Genomic DNA, 18,774 nt, shown 5'->3' with positions numbered 1-18,774 from the left:
TGAACGCATCCTGGTTACGCTCTTCTGTGCTTGGCTTCCTGCTCTTCGGTTACCCGATCAAGCCATTCTTCCACCAGGACGTGGAATAACCTGCTTTGTTCGATCTGCAGATTATGGCCAGCCCGATCAAGCATGACGAAGCTTGCCCGCGGATACTCGTTCGCAAACGCCCACTGATTCCGGTAACCGACGATATGATCCTGCCGGCCGGCCAGAATAAGCACGGGCTTCACATAAGGGGTGTCCAGCTTCTCCATTTCAGGCGAGAAATCATAACGCTGGCGTAAACGCTCCAGAAACGGCCGATTAGCTTTTTTGAGCCCGGTCACAATTTCCCGTTCAAACCGGCTCCAATTGTACTCGTCCTGTACCGTATGCATTCCGCTAAATTCACCCGCGTACGGATGGTTCAACTGCGACATAAACTCTTCATCCTGGGCAATGAGCTGAAATGCCGGCGCGTCGTGCTTCGCCTGTCCCGCTGTTGGACAGATCAGGAGCAGACCCTCGATTTGATGCTGACGCTTCTTGAGCAGTCCTCTGGACAAATAGCCGCCGTAAGATTCTCCAGCCAAAATAAAAGGCTCATCCCCCAAAATTTCTCCAACAAACTCATCGAGCGCCTCCAGCATATCATCCGTACTCTGGATACCGTCTGTAACGGTGCTGTCCCCCATTCCCGGCAAATCCGGATATACCCTTTTCCAGCCGGATTGGCTCTTGAACACCGGTTCCATACATCCCGTCATGAGGTGATGATCACAGGAAAACCCATGCAGCAGCAAAACCGGCTTGCCGTTGCCGTGAATCTCGTAGTGAATCGTCGTATGTTTTTGCTCGCATTTCATAAAGAATACCTCCTCACTATTTACATAGATATCTATATATTACAGTGTACCGAATAATTACATAGATGTCTATATATTTGCGGACGAAGCATTAGAACCTCTTGAATATTTGCTCCAACAGGGATTCAAGCTGAACCTGCTCCTTGTCGGAAAGTCCGCCGTATATGGTCTCGTTGAGACGGGCGGATACTTCCTGGAACACCGGCTCCAATTCTTTTCCTTTTGGCGTCAGCGAAACCAGCGTCATGCGGCTGTCTCCCTTGCTCTTTACTTTACGGACGTATCCCAGCTTCTCCAGTTTGTTTACGAGCACAGTGACCGTCGGCTGCGTCCGGTCGATTTTTTCGCTCAACACGGTTATGGGCTGCATGTCTTGGATATACAGCGCCCACAAAATATCCCCGTGTGAGGAGACAATGCCCTCGATGCCGCGCTGTTCCAGTTCCGATATGATCATGGCGTTAATGGCGTTGCGGATTTTGCTGAACATCGTGGCTGCGTTTTTTTTCATCCTAATCCCATCCTGTTTCTCAAATTATATTAAAGCTCTACGAGAAAACTTATGAATAACCGGCTATATATGTCCGCTATTCCTGCTTAAATTTATGAAAATGCAGCGTAAACGCAGTCGACTCGCCTTCGGCCGAATCAACCGTCAGGCGGTGGCTGAGCTTCAGGGCCATCTGACGGGCCAAATAGAGCCCCATACCCGTGGATTTGGCTTCGGTTCTGCCCGTTCCGCCCGTAAAGCCTCTATCAAAAACACGCGGCAGATCCTCCGCCTTGATACCCATCCCCGTGTCTTCAATAACCAGCCGCTTCTCGGCGGCATCCTCCTCATAACGGAACAGGATGCGGCCGTTCTCGCCGGTATATTTGAGCGCGTTAGATACGATCTGGTCGATCATATAACCCAGCCATTTGCCGTCGGTATGAACGAAAAGCGGCTTGCCGGCCATCAGAAACTGGATTCGCTTGTTTATGAACAGCTTGGCGTATTTCTTGACGCTTGCTTTAATCAGAGGCTCCAGCGCGGTTTCGGTAATCAAGTAATCCCGGTTGAACGAGTCGATCCGTGAATAATAGAGTGCTTGCTCCACATAATGATCGATTTTGTCGATCTCGTCCTCCAGCTTGTCCATGACAGCTTCCGCATTGTGAGTCATACCGTTCTCCAATAGGAGCCTGGACGCGGTAATCGGCAGCTTTACTTCATGAATCCATGACATGATAAAGTCTTGATGATCCTTCTTCTCATGAAGCTGCTGCTGCAGCTGGTCAGAGTGCAGGCGTTGAAGCCGCCTGGCCCATTCATTAACGATTGCTTGCTGCGGATGCTGCGGTTCGGGAAGGAGGGCTGTTACTTCCTCCATTTTACTGATCTTCATTTGCTGAAGCATCTGATAGTAAGGTCTCCGGTAATAGTAGCCGATCACCACGTACAGCGCGGCACCGGCAAAACAGATAACATTCAAATATACCATGTTTCCTATTCCGGAAGAGCCGTCCGAATCCAAATACATAAACAGCGTCACAACAGTCATCAGCAGGATGTAGAACGCGATAAACCCGCTTTTGACCTTTACATAGTCCACAAATTTCATGGTATCAGATACCCTTGTCCCTTCTTGGTCACAATATAATCCTTCTTCCCGAGGTCAGCCAGCTTCTTCCGGATTCGGACAATATTCACGGTAAGCGTATTATCGTCAATAAAACTTTCGTCTGCCCACAGGCTCCGCATCATCTTCGTTCGTCCGACGATCGTGCCTGCATGCCGCATCAGCATGTTCAGGATGATAAATTCGGTTTTGGTCAGCTCGGCCCGATGCTCTCCGACGGACACATCCCCATCGTTCAGGTTCAGCAGTACGCCTTGATGCTCGATAACATGGGTTTGTACATCAAGGTAGGAGTACACTCTTCGCAGCATTGCGTTGATCTTGGCCATCAGCACGTCCATATGAAAGGGCTTCTGGATAAAATCGTCCCCTCCCATGTTCATTGCCATCACCATATCCATCGGCGTCGTCCGCGAGGACAAAAAGAGGATCGGTACCTTGGACACCTCCCTGATCCGGCTGCACCAATAGTAACCGTCGAACTTTGGAAGGTTGATATCCAGAATGACCAGTCCAGGGGCCTGTTCACTGAACAAAGACATCACTTGTTCGAAATCGCTGACCAGGATCGGTTCGAATCCCCATTTCGCAAGCGAGTCCCCGATCATCTCCCGGATTACGGGTTCGTCTTCCACGACTAAAATTTTCATGTTCATCCGGTTCATCCTTTGCTCACGCACTTATATCGTATCCTTATTGTAAACGACATCTTCCCCTGCCTCCAGCTTTTCCGCCCAATGTGACAAAATCGTTAGGTTCTTCCTAATACCGTAAGCTTTGATGCATTTTGACTCCTTTATAATGAACACTACCGGGCTTGGTAACAGCAAAGAACAAGGAGAGATTTTATGCAAGGACATGGTAAAATAGCGCTGACCTCAGCAGTGTCGAAGCAGAGATTTCCCGGAACGTGGGCCGGGGGAATCGCCTTGATCGTTTCGCCTATACTGCTTCTGGCAGGCATCCTGCTCCGCTCACCGTATCACTTTTTCTTTCCCGACCAGTTGGCAGCTTATGACGAGCATCCGCTGCAGATGACGGCTTCGTACAGCCTGTTCGGGGCCGGGATTATCATGCTCTGGCCGGCAGTCCTGCTGCTGGTCCAGTCGATCGGCGTTTCGAAACCGCGCTTCGCGCTTTGGGGCGGATTATTCGTCATTTCAGGCCTGTTTGCCCGCACCTTCCATGCAGGAGTCGACCATCTGGCTTTTCAGCTGGTGAAAACGGGCGGCGTTGGTCAGGCGGTGAACACGGTCGGAGATGCGTACGGTGCCTTCCACATCTACAGCACTTTTAATCTGGCTATCATCTTAGGATGGATCGTGCTGGCCATCGGCTCTTACCGTTCCGGAACGCTCGGCTTGTTCCAATCCGCAGCACTGGCACTGGCCAGCGCACTCCCGCTCGGCGTTTTGAAAGGAACGACGCCATGGTCCATCGCGGCAGCCGGAGGGCTTGCCGTCGCTTTTATTCCGTTCGGATGGACCATACTGCGCAGCATCCCTTTTCCCGGATGGTTGAAAATAGGAGCCTGGACGCTGATCGTTTGTGTCGGGATTTCCCTGTTCACTTTGTTCGGCCGCATGGGTTAATGAAGTCTAATAGAGAACCCCATTAAGGAGGAGACACAATCAATGAATGTTGTCATCGAAGGCAAACAAATCTCCAAAGTATACGGCTCGGGAGACAGCGTCATATCCGCCCTGCAACACATCGACCTAACCGTCAAGGAAGGCGAAAGCGTGGCTGTTATGGGACCGTCAGGTTCAGGAAAGACGACGCTGCTCAATATTTTGGCCACCATCGATTCCCCGACCTCGGGCGAGGTGGTGATCGACGGATACAACATTCTGAACATGAACGAAGAGCAGCTGTCTTCGTTTCGCCGAGACCGGCTGGGCTTCGTGTTTCAGGATTACAACCTGCTCGACACGCTGACAGTTAAGGAAAATATCGTGCTTCCGCTGGCCATTGCCAAAATGAATGTCGGACAGCTGGAGCAGCGGGCAAGCGAGGTTGCGGTCCGGTTCGGGATCCAGTCGATTCTGGACAAATATCCGTACCAGATATCGGGTGGGCAGAAGCAGCGCACCGCCGCTTCCCGGGCGATCGTGACGAAACCCGCGCTGCTGCTGGCCGACGAGCCTACCGGGGCGCTCGATTCCAAATCGGCGACGGACTTTCTGGAGAGCTTGAAGGAACTGAACGAACAGGAAGGAACTACAGTTCTGATGGTTACCCATGACGCCTATGCCGCCAGCTACTGCAAGCGGGTGATTTTCATCAAGGATGGAAGCCTGTTCACCGAATTGGTCAAGGGAAGCCAGTCGCGCAGGGACATGTTCAAAAAAGTGCTGGATGTACTGGCCGTACTGGGAGGCGGAGCCATTGACGCTGTTTGACGTAGCGAAGAAAAATATTCAGGGGAACGTCAAAAATTATTTAATCTACCTGCTGTCCATGATTTTCAGTGTCATGATTTACTATATTTTCGTGTCGCTTCAATATAGCCAGGCCATTGCTGAAGGACTGCAGTCCTCCGAAAGCCTCCGGGCCATTCTGTCCCAGGCATCCGTCATCCTGATCTTGTTCACAGCCGTATTCGTATGGGGCTCGAACGCCTTCTTTACCCGAAAAAGAAAGAAGGAGGTTGGTTTATATGCTCTGCTCGGAATGCGGAGACAAACGATCGCCCGGATGCTGTTCTATGAAAACCTGATCATGAGTCTGGTTGCCTTGATCTTAGGCGTCTCTCTCGGCACCCTTTTATCAAAGCTGTTCACAATGATTTTACTGAAGCTGCTGGATAACCCGGTCCGAGCCGGGTTTGAAATTCACATCGGGGCCATTGGTCAAGTAACATTGGTATTTGCGGTCCTGATTCTGATCACTTCCATGCAGGGGTACCGGCTGATCTATAAGTTCAAGCTCGTGGAGCTATTTCAAGCCGAGCGAAAAGGTGAGCATGCACCCCGAATTTCTCGGCTCGCTGCAGGGCTGTCCGTCATCCTCATTGCTCTGGGTTACTGGACTGCTTTTAAACCTGTAAGTACGACCCAAGGTATTCTTGTCAACTTCTCCATCATTTTTATTGGACTAGGCGCAGGCACCTATCTGTTGTTCCGCTCCCTTGTCATTGCGCTCTTACAGCTGTCATCACATCATAAAAAAAGGTATTACCGCGGCATCAACATGATCGGCACTTCCCACCTGCTCTACCGGATCCGCAGCAATACAGTCATGCTGACCACGATCGCGCTGCTCAGTTCCTTGACCTTGTGCGCGGTAAGCGTTGGCTACAGCTTTTTTTATACCCAAAAGCAGAGTGCCGAACAAGAGAGACCGTTCAGTTACACCTATGCAGCTTCTGCAGCTTCGGAAAACGGGCTTGATGCCGCGGCCAGACAGCTCATTCTCTCGGACGCCAAACATCCGGTTATCGCTGAAATCGATCTTCCTGCGATTGCGACCGATGCCGATCTGACCCAGTTTGCCTATCAGCCGGGAAATTACGAGCCAAATGAGGTTCCCGTAAAGCTGATATCTGCATCAACGTATAATCAGGCCGCTTCGGCACTGGGCTATAAAGAACGCCTTCAGCCCACTGGTCGGGATGTTGTCCTCGTTCGCCCATTGTACACGAACCTATCGGCTGATGAGGTACAAGGAAATCGAATATCCATCACCGCTGGGAATGAACAAGAGAGCTTAGAGGTGACTGGGGTTGCTGAAGGACGCATCCTTCCTTGGGGCTATCCGGATCTGTGCATCGTCATGAGCGACGGCCTGTTCAGCCAGTTGAGCAAGAGCCTCAAGGGCAGCACCTATAAAGCCTTTAAAGTCAGGGGCCAGGAAACGACGAAGGAAACCGCAACGGCGCTCATCAAGCTTTCTGGAGACGAAAGCAAAATGGCAACATTCTATCGGCAGTACCGCCAGAATGTGGAGAACGCCGGCATCAACGTCTTTACGCTCGGATTTCTCGGGCTGGTCTTTCTGGCAGCCACCGGGAGTATCATCTACTTTAATCAGTTGACCGAAGCGGAAGCCAGCAAAGGAAGCTACGGCATTTTGCGCAAAATCGGCGTAAGCCGTAAAGATATCCGGCGGTCGGTCGCCAAGCAGGTGCTGTTCGTGTTTGGACTCCCGCTGATTGTCGGACTGGTCCACAGCATCATGATGCTAAAGGCACTTGCCGGCATTAACCTGATCAGCGGCCTGTTCGCCGTTCCGATCCTCCTCTCCGGCGGGGCTTATCTTCTGATCTATCTCGCCTATTATGCGTTTACGGTCAAAACCTATTATCGGACCGTATCGGCACAGCAATAAATATAGCAAAGGGGGATGCCCGTGGTGTATACCATGGGACATCCCCTTCTTCAATCGGTAGGGGCAGCACGCAATCCCTAGTACAGCAAATCCTTGCCGTACTGCTCTCCCTCCAGCATATCGTAAACCACAAGCTTGTAATCGTTCAGCAGCGACTGCTGCTCCGGCGTCAAGGCAGAAATCACGGCGTTATCCTTGCCGATTAACACGCTTTTGTTCAAGCCGGGAATTTCGGACTTCACCTTCTCCAGCAGCTTGTAATACGCCGGCATACTCTGGCCGGACAGCTCGAACACGGTCGGCCCGATAAAAGCGGGACTCATCGTGCCCGGAGACTTGCTGCCGATATCAAAGTTGGCCAAGTAAATCAGCTTCGTCTCATGCTTCAGGCGCGGGTTGTCGTTAAATCCGGCCTGGGCATACACCCCGGAGGACAATGCCGGCAGGTGATCGCCCCAGAACGCGACGATCGTCGGCCGCTGAATCGTCTTCAGCTGTTGGCTCAAGTAAGCCACCGCCTCATCCGTCAGCTTGGTATCATGCGTGTACGTTTCCAGCTCGTCTTTGTATTCCGGTTTGACGCCGGAAACCGTAATCGTGTTCGAACCGTTCAGTCCCTTGGTAAACGGAAAATGGTTTTGCATCGTCACCAGATGCAGGAACGTCGGCTTGCTCGCCGACTTCAGCTCACGGACGGCTTCCTGCACGGCGGCCATGTCGGAAATGTAGCCATTCGGCGTATACCGCTTGGCGTTCGGCAGGTCCTTCTCGCTCGTGAATTGGTCGAAGCCGAGAATCGGATACACCCGATTGCGGTTGTAGAACGTGTCATCGAACGGATGCAGCGCCAGCGCCTCGTATCCCCGGTCCTTCAGAATGCTGACGATGGAAGGCAGTGAGGACATTTTGACAATTCGCTGCTGGTACGGAATCGACCCGTCCTTCAAAAAATACATCGACAGGCCGGTCAGCGCCTCAAATTCCACATTGGCCGTGTTGCCTCCGAACTCAGGGGACAGCAGAAAACCATCCAGCGTCGATTGGGCATTCTGGTGAATAAACTTCAGCGGATCCTCGCTGAACGTATAGGACGGCATCCGGGTCGGATCAAAAAAGGCCTCGTCCATCATATACATAATATTCGGCTGCTCTACCGCTTTGGTTGGCGGCGTATCGGTAGATGTTCCGTATTTTTGCGCGATGGCTTCGATCGCTTCTTTGCTGTAACCCTCCGGTTTTTCGATCAGGTTCTGCATCAGGTTCCCGGCGAAGGCATACACAAACCCATTTTGGGCGTAGTTGACCTTCTGGTTCCATGGAATGTTCTGATACTTCAGCGACGTGGCCAGCGCGTGTTGGCCTCCAACCATTTGAATAAATCCGCCGACCGCAACCAGCGAGATGATGCCGAGCGTGATCCGCAGCGGAAGACGGATCTTGACCTTTGGCAGCTTCAGCATCAGATAGATCAGTGCCGCAACGAGCAGCACCGAGACGATGACCGCTGTAGGCGAAATCATGCCCTTCGTAATTTTCGTCATTTCCTGGGCGTTCTTGATCTGCATCAAATCCCATGGGAATAAAGGCTCGCCCGTTGTGGACAGCTTCTCATAATTGGCGATCCCGAGGACAACGCATACGATAAAAGCGATCAACGCCCCCGTATAGACATTCGGAATGATCATGGCACAGACCAGCAGTACGAAAAAGAAAAACAAACTGCCGGACAAATACAGCCAGTAATATTGGGAAATCCAGTTCAGCACGCTTCCGATATTCATCCCGAGCGAAGCCGCCTGCATGAAGAAGTTTAAAATAAAACCGCCGAGCAGCAAGGAGAAAAGGGTTATCCCCACCCGCCTGGACGGCACAAATAATTGGCGCACGGTATCACTCCCATCTGTTCTCAAGCGAACAGTATACGCCAATTATCTTAAAAAAACATTAAAATCATACGAAAATTTAACATTCTCTTCATACTGACATTACAATTCTGTGAATTAACAAACCCCCACGGAAATACCGTGAGGGTCCATTCATACATATATCTGCTTGCTAACTTTGCTAGAAGCTGTTCACCATCGCATCGATTTCTTGCATTTGTTTAGCAGATAATGGGCCAAGGGATACAGCACCTGCCAGTTCCTCCACCTGCCGTCTCGTTTTAAAGCCCGGAATCGGGATCGCGGCATCGCTTCTTGCCCACAACCAGGCAAGGGCTCCCTGCACCAGCGTCCGCTCGCCGCTCGTCAAAATTTCTTTGATGGCGTCAAGCTTCTCAATGAACTCGGGAAGGGGGCTGCCGTCTTTAAAGTACCTCACCCAGTCATGCCCGCTGCCTCTGACATCCGTATTCGGCAGGCTTGTCTCCGGCCGGAATTTGCCGCTCAAAAGACCCATCGCCAGCGGCGTGTTGTTAATGCTTGCAAGACCCAACCGCTCGCATACGGCCACGACGTCGCGGTTGTCATGGAAAACATTTTGCTCATGCTGAATGGCGGCTGCATGCGACCGGCTGGCGAAAAATTCGGCGTTCTCCGCATCACCCGTGCTCCACCCGTATGCTCGGATAAGCCCCTCCCCACGCAGACGTTCCAGCGGATCGATCACGGACTCCATCTCTTCGCGGGTCAATGAACCCGGGTGAATTTGCAGCAAATCGATGTAATCGGTCCCCAGCCGCCGGAGCGAACGCTCGCAGGCAAAGCGGACATAGGAGGGCGAGACGTCGTAACGCAAATGCACTTCCCTGTTCGCGGCGTCCTGCAGAAATCCGAATTTGGTAGCGATGACCACTTGATCGCGGCGCCCCTTGACCGCACGCCCCAGCACCTCTTCACTATGTCCGGTTCCATAAGCGTCGGCCGTATCAAAGAAGGTAACTCCCATATCCAGCGCCGTATGGATGGCCACCTCCGATTCCGTATCGTCCACCTCGCCCCATCCGTCAGGCAGGCCGCCGAGCGTAAAGTTTCCGCCAATCGCCCAGCAGCCGAGCCCCAGCGGACTTACAGGAATACCGGATGATCCCAAGGTTCTGTTCATCAACATTTCCTCCCTTTCGCTTGTGCATGGCTTCATTATAATAAGCAGAATGGCTTATGATCAGAGCCAATACAGGCGATTTTGGAAGAACCAATTCACATGCAAACTGCCGACAAGGTTTGTCGACAGTCTGAGCCGGGAATGTCCGAGTCATTCGTTTGTAAAGTAGTTCTGATCGATGTCAGCAATCAATCCAGGCTGCACAGGAGACCATCCCAATTGCTCTTGAGTCTGGGTGCTTGAGGCCGGGTTGTCCATCTTTACCATGGCCGCAAGAAAACCAAAATGTTCATCAGCCTTCTCGGGGGAAATGGCTTTTACTGGCACTTCAAGGCGTTGGCCAATGACATTGGCGATATTTTGAAACGGGATTGCTTCTTCGCCGACACCGTGCAGCCGTGCGCCGGCAGGAGCCTTTTCCAAGGCCAACCGGAACAGATGCGAGAGGTCAAGAAGGTGCACAGCCGACCATCGATTAGAACCATTACCTAAGTATGCCGAGAAACCTTTGGTCTTGGCTAGATGGATGAGTGCCGGGATGAATCCATGATCCCCTTGGCCGTGTACGGACAACGGGGGCCGCACCACCGATACGCGCACACCTCGTTGGGCGAATGACAGTGCCGTCTCTTCGGATGGGATCCGAAGCGCTGCGAACGACTGTGAATCCAGCGGGTCCTCTTCCATCGCGAGACGCCCCGGTCTAAGAAGGGCCGTACCGGATGTGACAACGAGGGATCGATTCGTTCCCGCGAGCGCTTCGCCCAACGTCTCGATCGCTCGCCGGTCCGCTTCGGCGGTGTCTATAAAGTTCGTGGTTTCGTCAAAGTTGTTAAAATCCGTGTTAAAAGCCGTGTGAATGACACCTTCCGATGCCTCCGCGCCAGCTTTAAGGCTGTCGAGATCGTGGAGGTTGCCCCGATGCACCTCAACCCCGGCGGCAGCCAATGCTTCAGCCGATTTGTCTGAGCGGGCAAGCCCCACCACATGATGTCCGGCACCCAAGAGTTCTCGGACGACAGCGGAACCGATAAAGCCGGTTGCTCCTGTAACAAAAACACGCATAGTAAAGTCCTCCTAAAGCTGTAAAGTAGTTTAGCTGCTTGCATCTCTTGCGGCGGGGATCTCTTATCCCCTTGCCGCTGATCCAGCGCTAAACCTAGCATACTCCACAGCTCACCCCGATCTTTGCCTGATTCTCGCCACTCTTTGCCTGATATTCTGGTATGCTTCCCGAATCTGATCGAACCCTGGCCTCACCCACACCATACCGTTCGGTCAGTCCGTGATTCGTTCTCTTTGACGCAATCTGGAAACGTCCCTTCTTGGCGGGTGTCCGAAATAAGCGCTGTAATCCCGGCTGAACTGGGAGTCGCTTACATACCCTACAAGCCGGCATGCAGTGGTCGCGTCCATTTGGCGAGATAACATCAGATGCCGGGCTTCTTGAAGGCGCAGCGCCTTTTGGTATTGCAGCGGGCTCATCGACGTGACTGACTTAAAATGCTTGTAAAAAGTGGACACACTCATATGCTCCAATTCCGCTAAGTTTTCAACCTTTATTTGCTGAGAAAAATGGTCGCGGAGCCAAGCAATGGCCTTCACCACAGGCTGCATTTCCGAGTCAGCAAAACCCATTTCGGCAACATGAACGCCGACGGGGCTGCGCAGAAGCCGTATTAAAATCTCATCCACTGCGAGTGGAGCCAGCAATTCGGCATCGCCGGGGTGAAATAGATACTCTATCAGTCTTGACATCGTCCTTACTATGCCTAAGTCTGCGTTAGTGACGTAGCATGCGCTCCGTTCATGAATTGGAGGCAGTCCCTGGGGATACACTTTCAGGACCAACTCGGCGATTCTTTGCGGATCCAGATCCAGTCTGACACCGAGCAGCGGCTCGGAATGACTTGCTTGTGTGGTCTGAACAGCAACCGGCAGGGCCGCGGGTGTCACAAACATATCCGATTGGCCGATTCGATGAACCTCCTTCCCGACCGTGATGTCCTTGGCTCCTTGCACAACGATTCCCAAAGAAGGCGAGTAAAAGGTTTTAACGTTGTCCATATCTACTCTTGAATAGCGTCCGATGAACAAACCAGGGATGCGCTGATCAAAGGCACCGTCATGCGGAGCATACAGGTAGATCAGCTGTATCAGCCGGGCTGTTTCGGCTTCAAGTGTCCCCCTGGCGTCAGGATATGCCGATGGAACCGCATGTTCATTCATTAGCTGCACCGTTTTTAACAACTCCTCATATCATATACTTCCTCCCTTAAAGATAGCTTCGATACTCTTTCATCTCAAGGCTTAATTAGAATGAACACCGACGGCTTCTGTCTCAGAAGTAAAAAAAGTGCTGCGTATATACTCCGGATTGCCCAGCAGCGGCCGACCAATGGCGATAAAGTCCGCCAGTCGATCCGTTAGGATGAACTCGGCAAGCTCTTTGGAGTAAATTTTACCCACGGCAATGATGGGAATACTCACGTATTGCTTTATAATGGAGGCATAGGGTACCTGATATCCGTCGGGCGTCGCGGCGGGATTGACCGGGAGCAGGCCTCCGGAAGATACGTCGACGGCATCGATCAGCGGCTCCAGGGAAGCGGAAATTTTCGCCACATCTACGGGCGTAAGGCCCCCTTCGGTAAAATCGGACGCGGATACGCGGATCAATACCGGATAGTCGCGTCCCACCTCCGAGCGGACGGCTTCCAAAATGTCACGGAGAAACCGGGTTCGTTTTTCCGGCGAGCCGCCATATGCATCTGTCCGGTGGTTGGACAGCGGGGAGAGGAACTGATGCACCAAATGGCCGTGTGCCGCGTGCACTTCGATGCCGTCAAAGCCGGCTTCCAGGCTTCTTCTGGCAGCTTGCCGGAAATTTTCAATTTCGCTCTGGATATCCGACAAGCTCATTTCTTCCGGAATCCCGTATTCGTCGTCGTAGGCAATCGGACTCGGTGCTAGCAGACGAGATCCCCCGTTTCTCCACGACTTTCTGCCGCCATGCGTAAGCTGAATGAAAACCGGCGTGTTTTTGGCGTGAACGGCTTCGACCACTTTTTTCAAAGGGGCGACATGCTCATCTGTAAAGATGCCGATGTCGTTGCTGAAGAGCCTTCCGTTCGGTGATACCCCGGTCGATTCCAGCATGACCATTGCGGCTCCGCCGGCAAGCCGTCCGTAGTGGTTTACGTGATAATCGGTGGCGAACGCTTCGGGCGTCCCCTGGTTCTGCTGCATGGGGGAAACGATCAATCGGTTGCTCAGCTTCAGACGACCAATATGTTTTTCGCTATATATGATGGTTTTCATGGTAAACTCCTCCTAAGACTCTTGTATATGGATTTCTTAACTCCATTGTAAGAGTCACAAGGGCAGCGTTACATACAAAAACCAAGTTATTCCTACCCATATACTTTGAATTTGAAGTTATTCACCGATCCGGAATTTATAATTTGAAGGTTCTGTCCGGAATCTGAATCAAGAGGCTTGCTCTGCCTGGATATGTTCAAATGACGAAAGGAGTTCACTTTATGGACCAAATTGACCTGCGTATTTTAGATATTCTGCAAAAGGATGCCCGTATTTCCATTTCCGAGCTGGGCCGCATGATCAACATGTCCGGTCCGGCCGTGACCGAGCGGATCCGCAAGCTGGAGGATAAAGGCGTCATAGCATCCTACCGGGCGGTGCTGTCTCCTGATAAAATAGGCAAACCGATCACCGCGTTTATTCTCGTGCAGGCCGATCATTGCAACGCATTGACCGAATTCTGCTCCCAGTCTCCCGACGTGCTTGAGCTGCATCAAATCAGCGGTCAATATAATTTTATCCTGAAGGTGGTTGCGGCTTCGATGCAATCGCTGGAGGAGTTCCGGATGGCCTGCAGCAAGTACGGCTTCACGCAGACGATCACCGTGCTGTCAACGACGTTTGATTCCAAAGCTTTTGCACTGGACGAACCATAAGCATCCGCATGAACTTATGTACCGCTAGTACAGCGTTTCGTTGAATGGATAATTGGGGGATGACAGAACATGAAGGATGATGGAAACAAGCCTGTGCCATTTTTCGAGCTTGTAACCCAAGGTACGGGCGATGGATTGAAGCAGCACGACTTGTCCGGTTTGATCTGGCATGATGAAGAAATGACGTTTGATTCGACGTACGAAGCCCAAGTATGGGCCTTGGACGAACCCTATAACAAACTCGGCTGGGAGTATGACGGGTACCGGACGGCCGATCCGAAGATCGCCAGCGCCCTGGTATGGGAGCTGATGAAAGCGAAGACCGCGGGTTACGGCAGGCGTGAGGTGTTTGCCGACGAGCAGCACGTCGATAAAACAACTATTTATCGGGTATGGGTCAAATGGGCCCGCCCCGAGCCTGGAGCGTTACATTCGGATTAAAGCGTTCTCTGCAGCTTAACCTCAAATTCCGGTCTTGTGATGTACTCCATATAATGGATTTTACCGGTAAAGTCCAGGTAAGCCTGATAGCGCAGCCGGATGGCCGGCGCGGTTACGAGGTCGAGCACCTGACTTTTTGGCACCCAGCGGCTGTCTGAAGTTTCTTCGGATGTGCACAGCTCCCCTCCCGTCGGTGTACATACAAAGTCCAGCATCAGCTTGGTCGGAACCGGGGTTTGTCCGTCATGCCACAGGTAGCTGCCCGTATTGGAATAAATCCCGATCAGATGCGACACTTCGGTATCAATTCCGCTCTCTTCCTTGATTTCTCTGGTCAGGGCATCCATCAGGTTCTCACCATTCTCCACCTGGCCGCCGGGAAAAACCCATCCACCGTGCCGTGTCTTGACCAAGAGGATATCCCCGCGGCCATTCTCAACAAAACCTCCGACGGCTCCGATATGCGTAGGCATCGTCATGCAATCAACCTCCAAGTAAATGATTATGTTTCTACAAAAAACAAGGCTGCCGGGTAGGCCCGGCAGCCGCTTCCCTATCGAAGTGCTTTAGACTTCGTCCCAGATCCTCTTCAGGTTTTCAAGGCCAAGCTTCGTGCCCTCGCGGCACTCCTCCATGCCCTCGAACTCCAGCGTAATGTAACCGTCGTAGCCGGATTCCTTGATCAAACGGAGCACCCGCCGAACGTCAATATCGCCCTGCCCGAAGATAGCTCCCCGCAAATAGTTGCCGTGTGAGGTAAGAAACCAGGCGCCGCCTCCCGGATTTTGGTCCGCCGGACGGATATAGAAATCCTTCACGTGCACAAGCGATGCGTAGGGGAGATTCCGTTTGACGCCGACAAGCGGCTGCTCATCGACACAGAGGAAGTTACCGATATCGAGCGTCGTTTTGAAATTGGGACGGTCCACGGCCTGCAGCACGCGCTGAACACGGTCACTGGCCTGAACGCTCATGCCGTGATTCTCGACGGTGGTCGTGATGCCGAACCCCGCCGCATAATCGGCGATTCGCCGGCAGCCTTCGACGATCTGGTCCAGGTTGGCTTCGAGATAATCGATGCCCCGCTTCTCCGGCGGCAGCGTAAATGCTGTCACGTCATGACGCATATGCTTCATGCCCAATCGGTGAACGGTGTCCACATGCCGCTTGATGCGTTCAATTTCCTCTTCAAAGGCTTCCGGCGTATCCTGCACGAAGTTGGCCGGCATCGAATAATTGGACAGCTCGATTCCTTTGGCAGCGGCCCGCTCACGAACCGCATCGGCCAGCTCCGGCTGATCCTCCAGCGTAAATCCGTACGGTACGATCTCCATATGTTCCCCGCCCTGCTCCGCAATCCAGTCGATGACGTCCAGTACGGTCATCTCTCCCGCCTTAATCGCTTGCAAAAGGCTGTATGTACTTACTCCAGGCTTCATTCGCGTAATCCCTCCGGTCTGTTGTTAAATTTCTTCTGTCAGTTCCAGTTCGATGACCGTATCCAGTTCATCCGGCAGATCGCCGCCTGCCAGGTGAATAAACGCGCCGCTGTCCGTATCCGAATATTGATCGGCCATCCAAGGCGTTTCCACGTGCAGCTCGCTGCCGTCCGACAGCAGGCGGGCCTTCTTGATCTTCCCCTTCAGTCCCTGGAAGTAGATCGGTCCGATGCCGCGGTCAAAAATGTGGGCGTACAGCTTATTGCCTTTTTGCGTATACCGCCCCCACTCCGGCTTGGGAAGTGCAGCAATCCCGCAGCCGTAAATGCTGTCCCCGTTCCGGCGCAGCCATTCACCGACAACGGACAAAATGGCCAGGGACTCCTTCGGAATTTCCCCTTTGGCGTCCGGTCCGACGTTTAGGAGCAAATTGCCGTTTTTGCTGACGCATTCCACCAGCGCACGGATGACCTGTCTCGGAGACTTATAGTTTTTGTCCGTCGCATGGTAGCCCCAATGGTCGTTTAGAGTGATACATGCCTCCCACGGAATCGGCTCGCCCAGGTCATTCACGATGCCGCGCGGCGGAATAATCTGTTCAGGCGAGAAGAAGTCACCCGCGTATTCCTCCGGCTCCGCCGCCATAATATTGCCGCCCAAGCGGTTGTCGATGACGATGTCCGGCTGCAGGGAGCGGATCATCCGGATCAACTCGGTGGCGCGCCACTTTTCGCCGGTCATATCATCATATGAGAAATCGAACCACATCATATCGATTTTTCCATAGTTAGTCAGCAGTTCCCGGACCTGTCCGTGCATATACTCCAAATACCGGTCGAATTGCTCCTCCCGGTTCTTGTACGATTCTTCCGCACGCATTGGGTGCTGGCGGTCGCCGAAGGCAGGATAATCCGAATGGTACCAATCGATCAAGGAATAATAGAAACCGACCTGCAGCCCCTCTTCGCGAAACGCATTGACATACTCGCGGATCAGGTCTCTTCCAGCCGGCGTATTCGTTGCCTTGTAATCCGTCAGCTCGCTGTCAAACAAGCAGAAGCCGTCGTGATGCTTGGTCGTCAGCACGGCGTAGCGCTGTCCGGCCGCTTTGGCCGCCTTGGCCCATGCACGCGGATCATACAGAGTCGGATTAAACTCCTCAAAATAGGCTTGGTACTGTTCATTCGTGATGCGCTCCTGGCTCCGTACCCATTCGCCTCTGGCCGGAATCGCATACAATCCCCAATGAATAAACAGGCCAAAGCGGTCGTTCATTAATGTTGCCGTTCTTTCAAAACGCGGATTCATGCCCTATTCGCCCTCCAATAGCTGTTTTCTTGACTTGTGCCGCAGCAAAATTCGACAGACTTGCTTACTGCACTGCCGGACGGCACTCCCTTATTCTTCGTTCCGGCATCCGGGATACCCTTTTATTCAAATTCACTTTTTTCGCACGAAATCTAGTCATCAATGAATACCGTCATGGTTTATGATAAAAAGGTCACACCTGGATTCCCAGGCGTGACCTTTTGGCATAGGAAGTTTAAGTTGTTCTCCTGTCAGACACGCCGGTCAGCATCCGCCGTTTGTCCGCGTCCGGATCACGGGTAACCGCGCTGTCTGCACCGAACACCATCGTCCAGCGTTCCTCCGCATCGTACGCAGGCCACGGCAGAGAAGGCGTTGAGGGCTGTCCGCGCTTGGCAAAAGACGTCCAGGCCTCCTGCATGCGATCCGCCACGCTCCTCATCTCTTCGTTCACCGGCATACCTGCGCCTGCAAGCAAGTCGAGATTGTTAAACACAAACGGAATTTCGGCTGAATGAAAGGCCGTTCCCAGCAGCGGATCGCCCGGCACCATCGCATAATCGTAACGGTACATCCATACCGCCGCATGCGGCAGCTGGGCTTCTGCGAACTGAAGGGCCGACCTCCAGAAGAACAGCTCGGTCATCGCCTGTCGCTGTCCCTCCACGGTGGCCGGATATGCTTCGATCCAGCTCGCCGCTTCCTTCGATCCGGTCACCGCTGTATACGCCCGGGCGTTTTGTTCCTTGGTCAGCATCGGCATGCCTTCCGGTATAAAAAGCGCCCCCTCATCCCGGTTCGTACCAATGATGATCTCGATGCCGGCCGCGGAACCGGCGGCCACCGCTTCCAAGGGCGTCACAGGCAGCAGCTCCCCGTCGACGACCGGCTGGAACAGCATGACGGCACTTGCTCCCGCCGCCTGTTTTAACTCGTCTGCCGCTCTTAGGATATCCTCTGCCGGTACTTCTTGCAGCCGATCCAGCTGATCTTCCGGAATGCCAAGGATATCCAGCAGTCCCTTCGTAAGCAGCCTGCCATGGGAGTCCGAGATCGCCTGGGAAGCCCCGCTCTGCATAATCGCCCGGGTGAACAAGCCTTGTGCCGCAGGCATTGCGAGCAGCGTCGCAATGCTCATACTTCCCGCCGACTCACCAAATACGGTTACCTGCTGAGGATCTCCGCCGAAAGCGGCGATGTTGTGCTTTACCCAGCGCAGCGCTTCGATTTGATCCAGCAGACCGGCGTTGCTTACATAACCGTCTTCGGACTCTCCGGAAAATGGGGAAAAATGCGTAAAACCGAGAGGACCCAGGCGGTAGCTGAGGCTGACGACAATCAAGCCTCCCCGGCGCGCCAGCTCGGAGCCGTCGTAAATGGGAAGTCCGCCGCCGCCCGTCACGAAGGCGCCGCCATGGATCCACACCATGACCGGAAGCGGCTGCGATGCCGGCTCGTCAGGGGCCCACACATTGACGTACAGGCAGTCCTCGGACTGCGGGATCTGATCCCGTTTCAGTCTAAAAGCGCCACCCGTAGGGTTGACGGGCTGCGGCGCAAGCGGTACCGTCATGTCCCCGGATCTGACGCCTGCCCATGGCCGTGCAGGAAGCGGTTTCCGGAAACGCCGCTCGCCGACGGGGGGCTCGGCGTAAGGAATCGCCTTCCAAGTCCGGACGCCGTTCTGAACATATCCTTGAATCAGGCCATCATGAGTACGGATGAGGAGTTGGTCCAATTTCGTTAACATCCTTTCTAGCGTTGG

18 protein-coding genes are annotated in these 18,774 nt (G+C 53.1%); 5 read left to right on the top strand and 13 right to left on the bottom strand.

What is annotated here, in order from left to right:
* Positions 1-14: 14 nt before the first annotated feature.
* From BCV73_RS09850 to BCV73_RS09835, 4 genes are all read right to left on the bottom strand, one after another.
* Positions 15-848 carry an alpha/beta fold hydrolase gene (locus BCV73_RS09850; protein ID WP_089546948.1) on the bottom strand — a complete coding sequence of 278 codons (834 nt, stop codon included), beginning with the start codon at positions 846-848 and terminating at the stop codon, positions 15-17.
* A 91-nt stretch (positions 849-939) separates the two neighbouring features.
* Positions 940-1,359, bottom strand: coding sequence for a MarR family winged helix-turn-helix transcriptional regulator (locus BCV73_RS09845; RefSeq protein WP_089546947.1), 420 nt, complete (start codon positions 1,357-1,359; stop codon positions 940-942).
* A 76-nt stretch (positions 1,360-1,435) separates the two neighbouring features.
* Entirely contained in the window at positions 1,436-2,452 is a 1,017-nt protein-coding gene (locus BCV73_RS09840) for a sensor histidine kinase (protein ID WP_089546946.1), read from the bottom strand.
* Positions 2,449-3,120: a response regulator transcription factor gene (locus BCV73_RS09835; RefSeq protein ID WP_076169397.1), complete on the bottom strand. Its 672-nt coding sequence runs from the start codon at positions 3,118-3,120 to the stop codon at positions 2,449-2,451. The genes BCV73_RS09840 and BCV73_RS09835 overlap by 4 nt, the downstream gene beginning before the upstream one ends.
* Positions 3,121-3,318: 198 nt before the next feature.
* Here BCV73_RS09835 and BCV73_RS09830 point away from each other — a divergent pair, with 198 nt between their 5' ends.
* Genes BCV73_RS09830 through BCV73_RS09820 form a run of 3 tightly spaced genes read left to right on the top strand, consistent with a single transcriptional unit; the run spans position 3,319 to position 6,799 of the window.
* Complete coding sequence (locus tag BCV73_RS09830; RefSeq protein ID WP_089546945.1) at positions 3,319-4,062, top strand: hypothetical protein; 744 nt, start codon at positions 3,319-3,321, stop codon at positions 4,060-4,062.
* 42 nt (positions 4,063-4,104) lie between these two features.
* Positions 4,105-4,872: an ABC transporter ATP-binding protein gene (locus tag BCV73_RS09825; protein ID WP_089546944.1), complete on the top strand. Its 768-nt coding sequence runs from the start codon at positions 4,105-4,107 to the stop codon at positions 4,870-4,872.
* Positions 4,859-6,799 carry an ABC transporter permease gene (locus BCV73_RS09820; RefSeq protein WP_179231942.1) on the top strand — a complete coding sequence of 647 codons (1,941 nt, stop codon included), beginning with the start codon at positions 4,859-4,861 and terminating at the stop codon, positions 6,797-6,799. Before BCV73_RS09825 ends, BCV73_RS09820 begins: the two co-directional genes overlap by 14 nt.
* A 77-nt stretch (positions 6,800-6,876) precedes the next feature.
* Here BCV73_RS09820 and BCV73_RS09815 read toward each other — a convergent pair whose 3' ends face one another.
* The 5 genes from BCV73_RS09815 to BCV73_RS09795 form a co-directional block, all read right to left on the bottom strand.
* A complete protein-coding gene (locus BCV73_RS09815) occupies positions 6,877-8,685 on the bottom strand; it encodes an LTA synthase family protein (protein ID WP_143811844.1) in 1,809 nt (602 codons plus the stop codon).
* Between the two features lie 178 nt (positions 8,686-8,863).
* Entirely contained in the window at positions 8,864-9,844 is a 981-nt protein-coding gene (locus BCV73_RS09810) for an aldo/keto reductase (protein WP_089546941.1), read from the bottom strand.
* A gap of 150 nt (positions 9,845-9,994) precedes the next feature.
* Positions 9,995-10,909, bottom strand: a complete 915-nt coding sequence (locus tag BCV73_RS09805; protein ID WP_089546940.1) for an SDR family oxidoreductase — start codon at positions 10,907-10,909, stop codon at positions 9,995-9,997.
* Between the two features lie 213 nt (positions 10,910-11,122).
* Positions 11,123-12,073 carry an AraC family transcriptional regulator gene (locus BCV73_RS09800; protein ID WP_089550184.1) on the bottom strand — a complete coding sequence of 317 codons (951 nt, stop codon included), beginning with the start codon at positions 12,071-12,073 and terminating at the stop codon, positions 11,123-11,125.
* 81 nt (positions 12,074-12,154) lie between these two features.
* Positions 12,155-13,165 carry an oxidoreductase gene (locus BCV73_RS09795; RefSeq protein ID WP_089546939.1) on the bottom strand — a complete coding sequence of 337 codons (1,011 nt, stop codon included), beginning with the start codon at positions 13,163-13,165 and terminating at the stop codon, positions 12,155-12,157.
* A 221-nt stretch (positions 13,166-13,386) separates the two neighbouring features.
* Between BCV73_RS09795 and BCV73_RS09790 the strand changes: the two genes are divergently transcribed.
* The gene (locus tag BCV73_RS09790; RefSeq protein WP_076166974.1) at positions 13,387-13,821 is read left to right on the top strand and encodes an Lrp/AsnC family transcriptional regulator; all 435 of its coding nucleotides are present in this window, start codon (positions 13,387-13,389) and stop codon (positions 13,819-13,821) included.
* Positions 13,822-13,890: 69 nt separating this feature from the next.
* The gene (locus BCV73_RS09785; protein ID WP_089546938.1) at positions 13,891-14,262 is read left to right on the top strand and encodes a hypothetical protein; all 372 of its coding nucleotides are present in this window, start codon (positions 13,891-13,893) and stop codon (positions 14,260-14,262) included.
* Here the strand turns inward: BCV73_RS09785 and BCV73_RS09780 are convergent.
* The 4 genes from BCV73_RS09780 to BCV73_RS09765 form a co-directional block, all read right to left on the bottom strand.
* Positions 14,259-14,741, bottom strand: coding sequence for an NUDIX hydrolase (locus BCV73_RS09780; RefSeq protein ID WP_089546937.1), 483 nt, complete (start codon positions 14,739-14,741; stop codon positions 14,259-14,261). The genes BCV73_RS09785 and BCV73_RS09780 overlap by 4 nt on opposite strands.
* 87 nt (positions 14,742-14,828) lie before the next feature.
* A complete protein-coding gene (locus BCV73_RS09775) occupies positions 14,829-15,701 on the bottom strand; it encodes a sugar phosphate isomerase/epimerase family protein (RefSeq protein ID WP_089546936.1) in 873 nt (290 codons plus the stop codon).
* Between the two features lie 24 nt (positions 15,702-15,725).
* Positions 15,726-17,009 carry an alpha-L-fucosidase gene (locus BCV73_RS09770; protein ID WP_089546935.1) on the bottom strand — a complete coding sequence of 428 codons (1,284 nt, stop codon included), beginning with the start codon at positions 17,007-17,009 and terminating at the stop codon, positions 15,726-15,728.
* A gap of 235 nt (positions 17,010-17,244) precedes the next feature.
* Positions 17,245-18,747: a carboxylesterase/lipase family protein gene (locus BCV73_RS09765; RefSeq protein ID WP_089546934.1), complete on the bottom strand. Its 1,503-nt coding sequence runs from the start codon at positions 18,745-18,747 to the stop codon at positions 17,245-17,247.
* Positions 18,748-18,774 lie beyond the last annotated feature (27 nt).

Source organism: Paenibacillus sp. SSG-1, assembly GCF_002224835.1.
GTDB classification, from domain to species: Bacteria; Bacillota; Bacilli; order Paenibacillales; family Paenibacillaceae; genus Paenibacillus_AQ; species Paenibacillus_AQ favisporus.
Note: the sequence above shows the minus strand (reverse complement) of the source record. Positions and strands in the feature narration are given on the sequence as shown.

Bases quoted from the DNA above. Each gene is read 5' to 3' on its own strand.
- BCV73_RS09800 (WP_089550184.1), bottom strand. From the start codon at position 12,073: ATGAATGAACATGCGGTTCCATCGGCATATCCTGACGCCAGGGGGACA.
- BCV73_RS09810 (WP_089546941.1), bottom strand. From the start codon at position 9,844: ATGAACAGAACCTTGGGATCATCCGGTATTCCTGTAAGTCCGCTGGGG.
- BCV73_RS09780 (WP_089546937.1), bottom strand. From the start codon at position 14,741: ATGACGATGCCTACGCATATCGGAGCCGTCGGAGGTTTTGTTGAGAAT.
- BCV73_RS09790 (WP_076166974.1), top strand. From the start codon at position 13,387: ATGGACCAAATTGACCTGCGTATTTTAGATATTCTGCAAAAGGATGCC.
- BCV73_RS09840 (WP_089546946.1), bottom strand. From the start codon at position 2,452: ATGAAATTTGTGGACTATGTAAAGGTCAAAAGCGGGTTTATCGCGTTC.
- BCV73_RS09775 (WP_089546936.1), bottom strand. From the start codon at position 15,701: ATGAAGCCTGGAGTAAGTACATACAGCCTTTTGCAAGCGATTAAGGCG.
- BCV73_RS09770 (WP_089546935.1), bottom strand. From the start codon at position 17,009: ATGAATCCGCGTTTTGAAAGAACGGCAACATTAATGAACGACCGCTTT.
- BCV73_RS09795 (WP_089546939.1), bottom strand. From the start codon at position 13,165: ATGAAAACCATCATATATAGCGAAAAACATATTGGTCGTCTGAAGCTG.
- BCV73_RS09805 (WP_089546940.1), bottom strand. From the start codon at position 10,909: ATGCGTGTTTTTGTTACAGGAGCAACCGGCTTTATCGGTTCCGCTGTC.
- BCV73_RS09830 (WP_089546945.1), top strand. From the start codon at position 3,319: ATGCAAGGACATGGTAAAATAGCGCTGACCTCAGCAGTGTCGAAGCAG.
- BCV73_RS09845 (WP_089546947.1), bottom strand. From the start codon at position 1,359: ATGAAAAAAAACGCAGCCACGATGTTCAGCAAAATCCGCAACGCCATT.
- BCV73_RS09785 (WP_089546938.1), top strand. From the start codon at position 13,891: ATGAAGGATGATGGAAACAAGCCTGTGCCATTTTTCGAGCTTGTAACC.
- BCV73_RS09835 (WP_076169397.1), bottom strand. From the start codon at position 3,120: ATGAAAATTTTAGTCGTGGAAGACGAACCCGTAATCCGGGAGATGATC.
- BCV73_RS09850 (WP_089546948.1), bottom strand. From the start codon at position 848: ATGAAATGCGAGCAAAAACATACGACGATTCACTACGAGATTCACGGC.
- BCV73_RS09825 (WP_089546944.1), top strand. From the start codon at position 4,105: ATGAATGTTGTCATCGAAGGCAAACAAATCTCCAAAGTATACGGCTCG.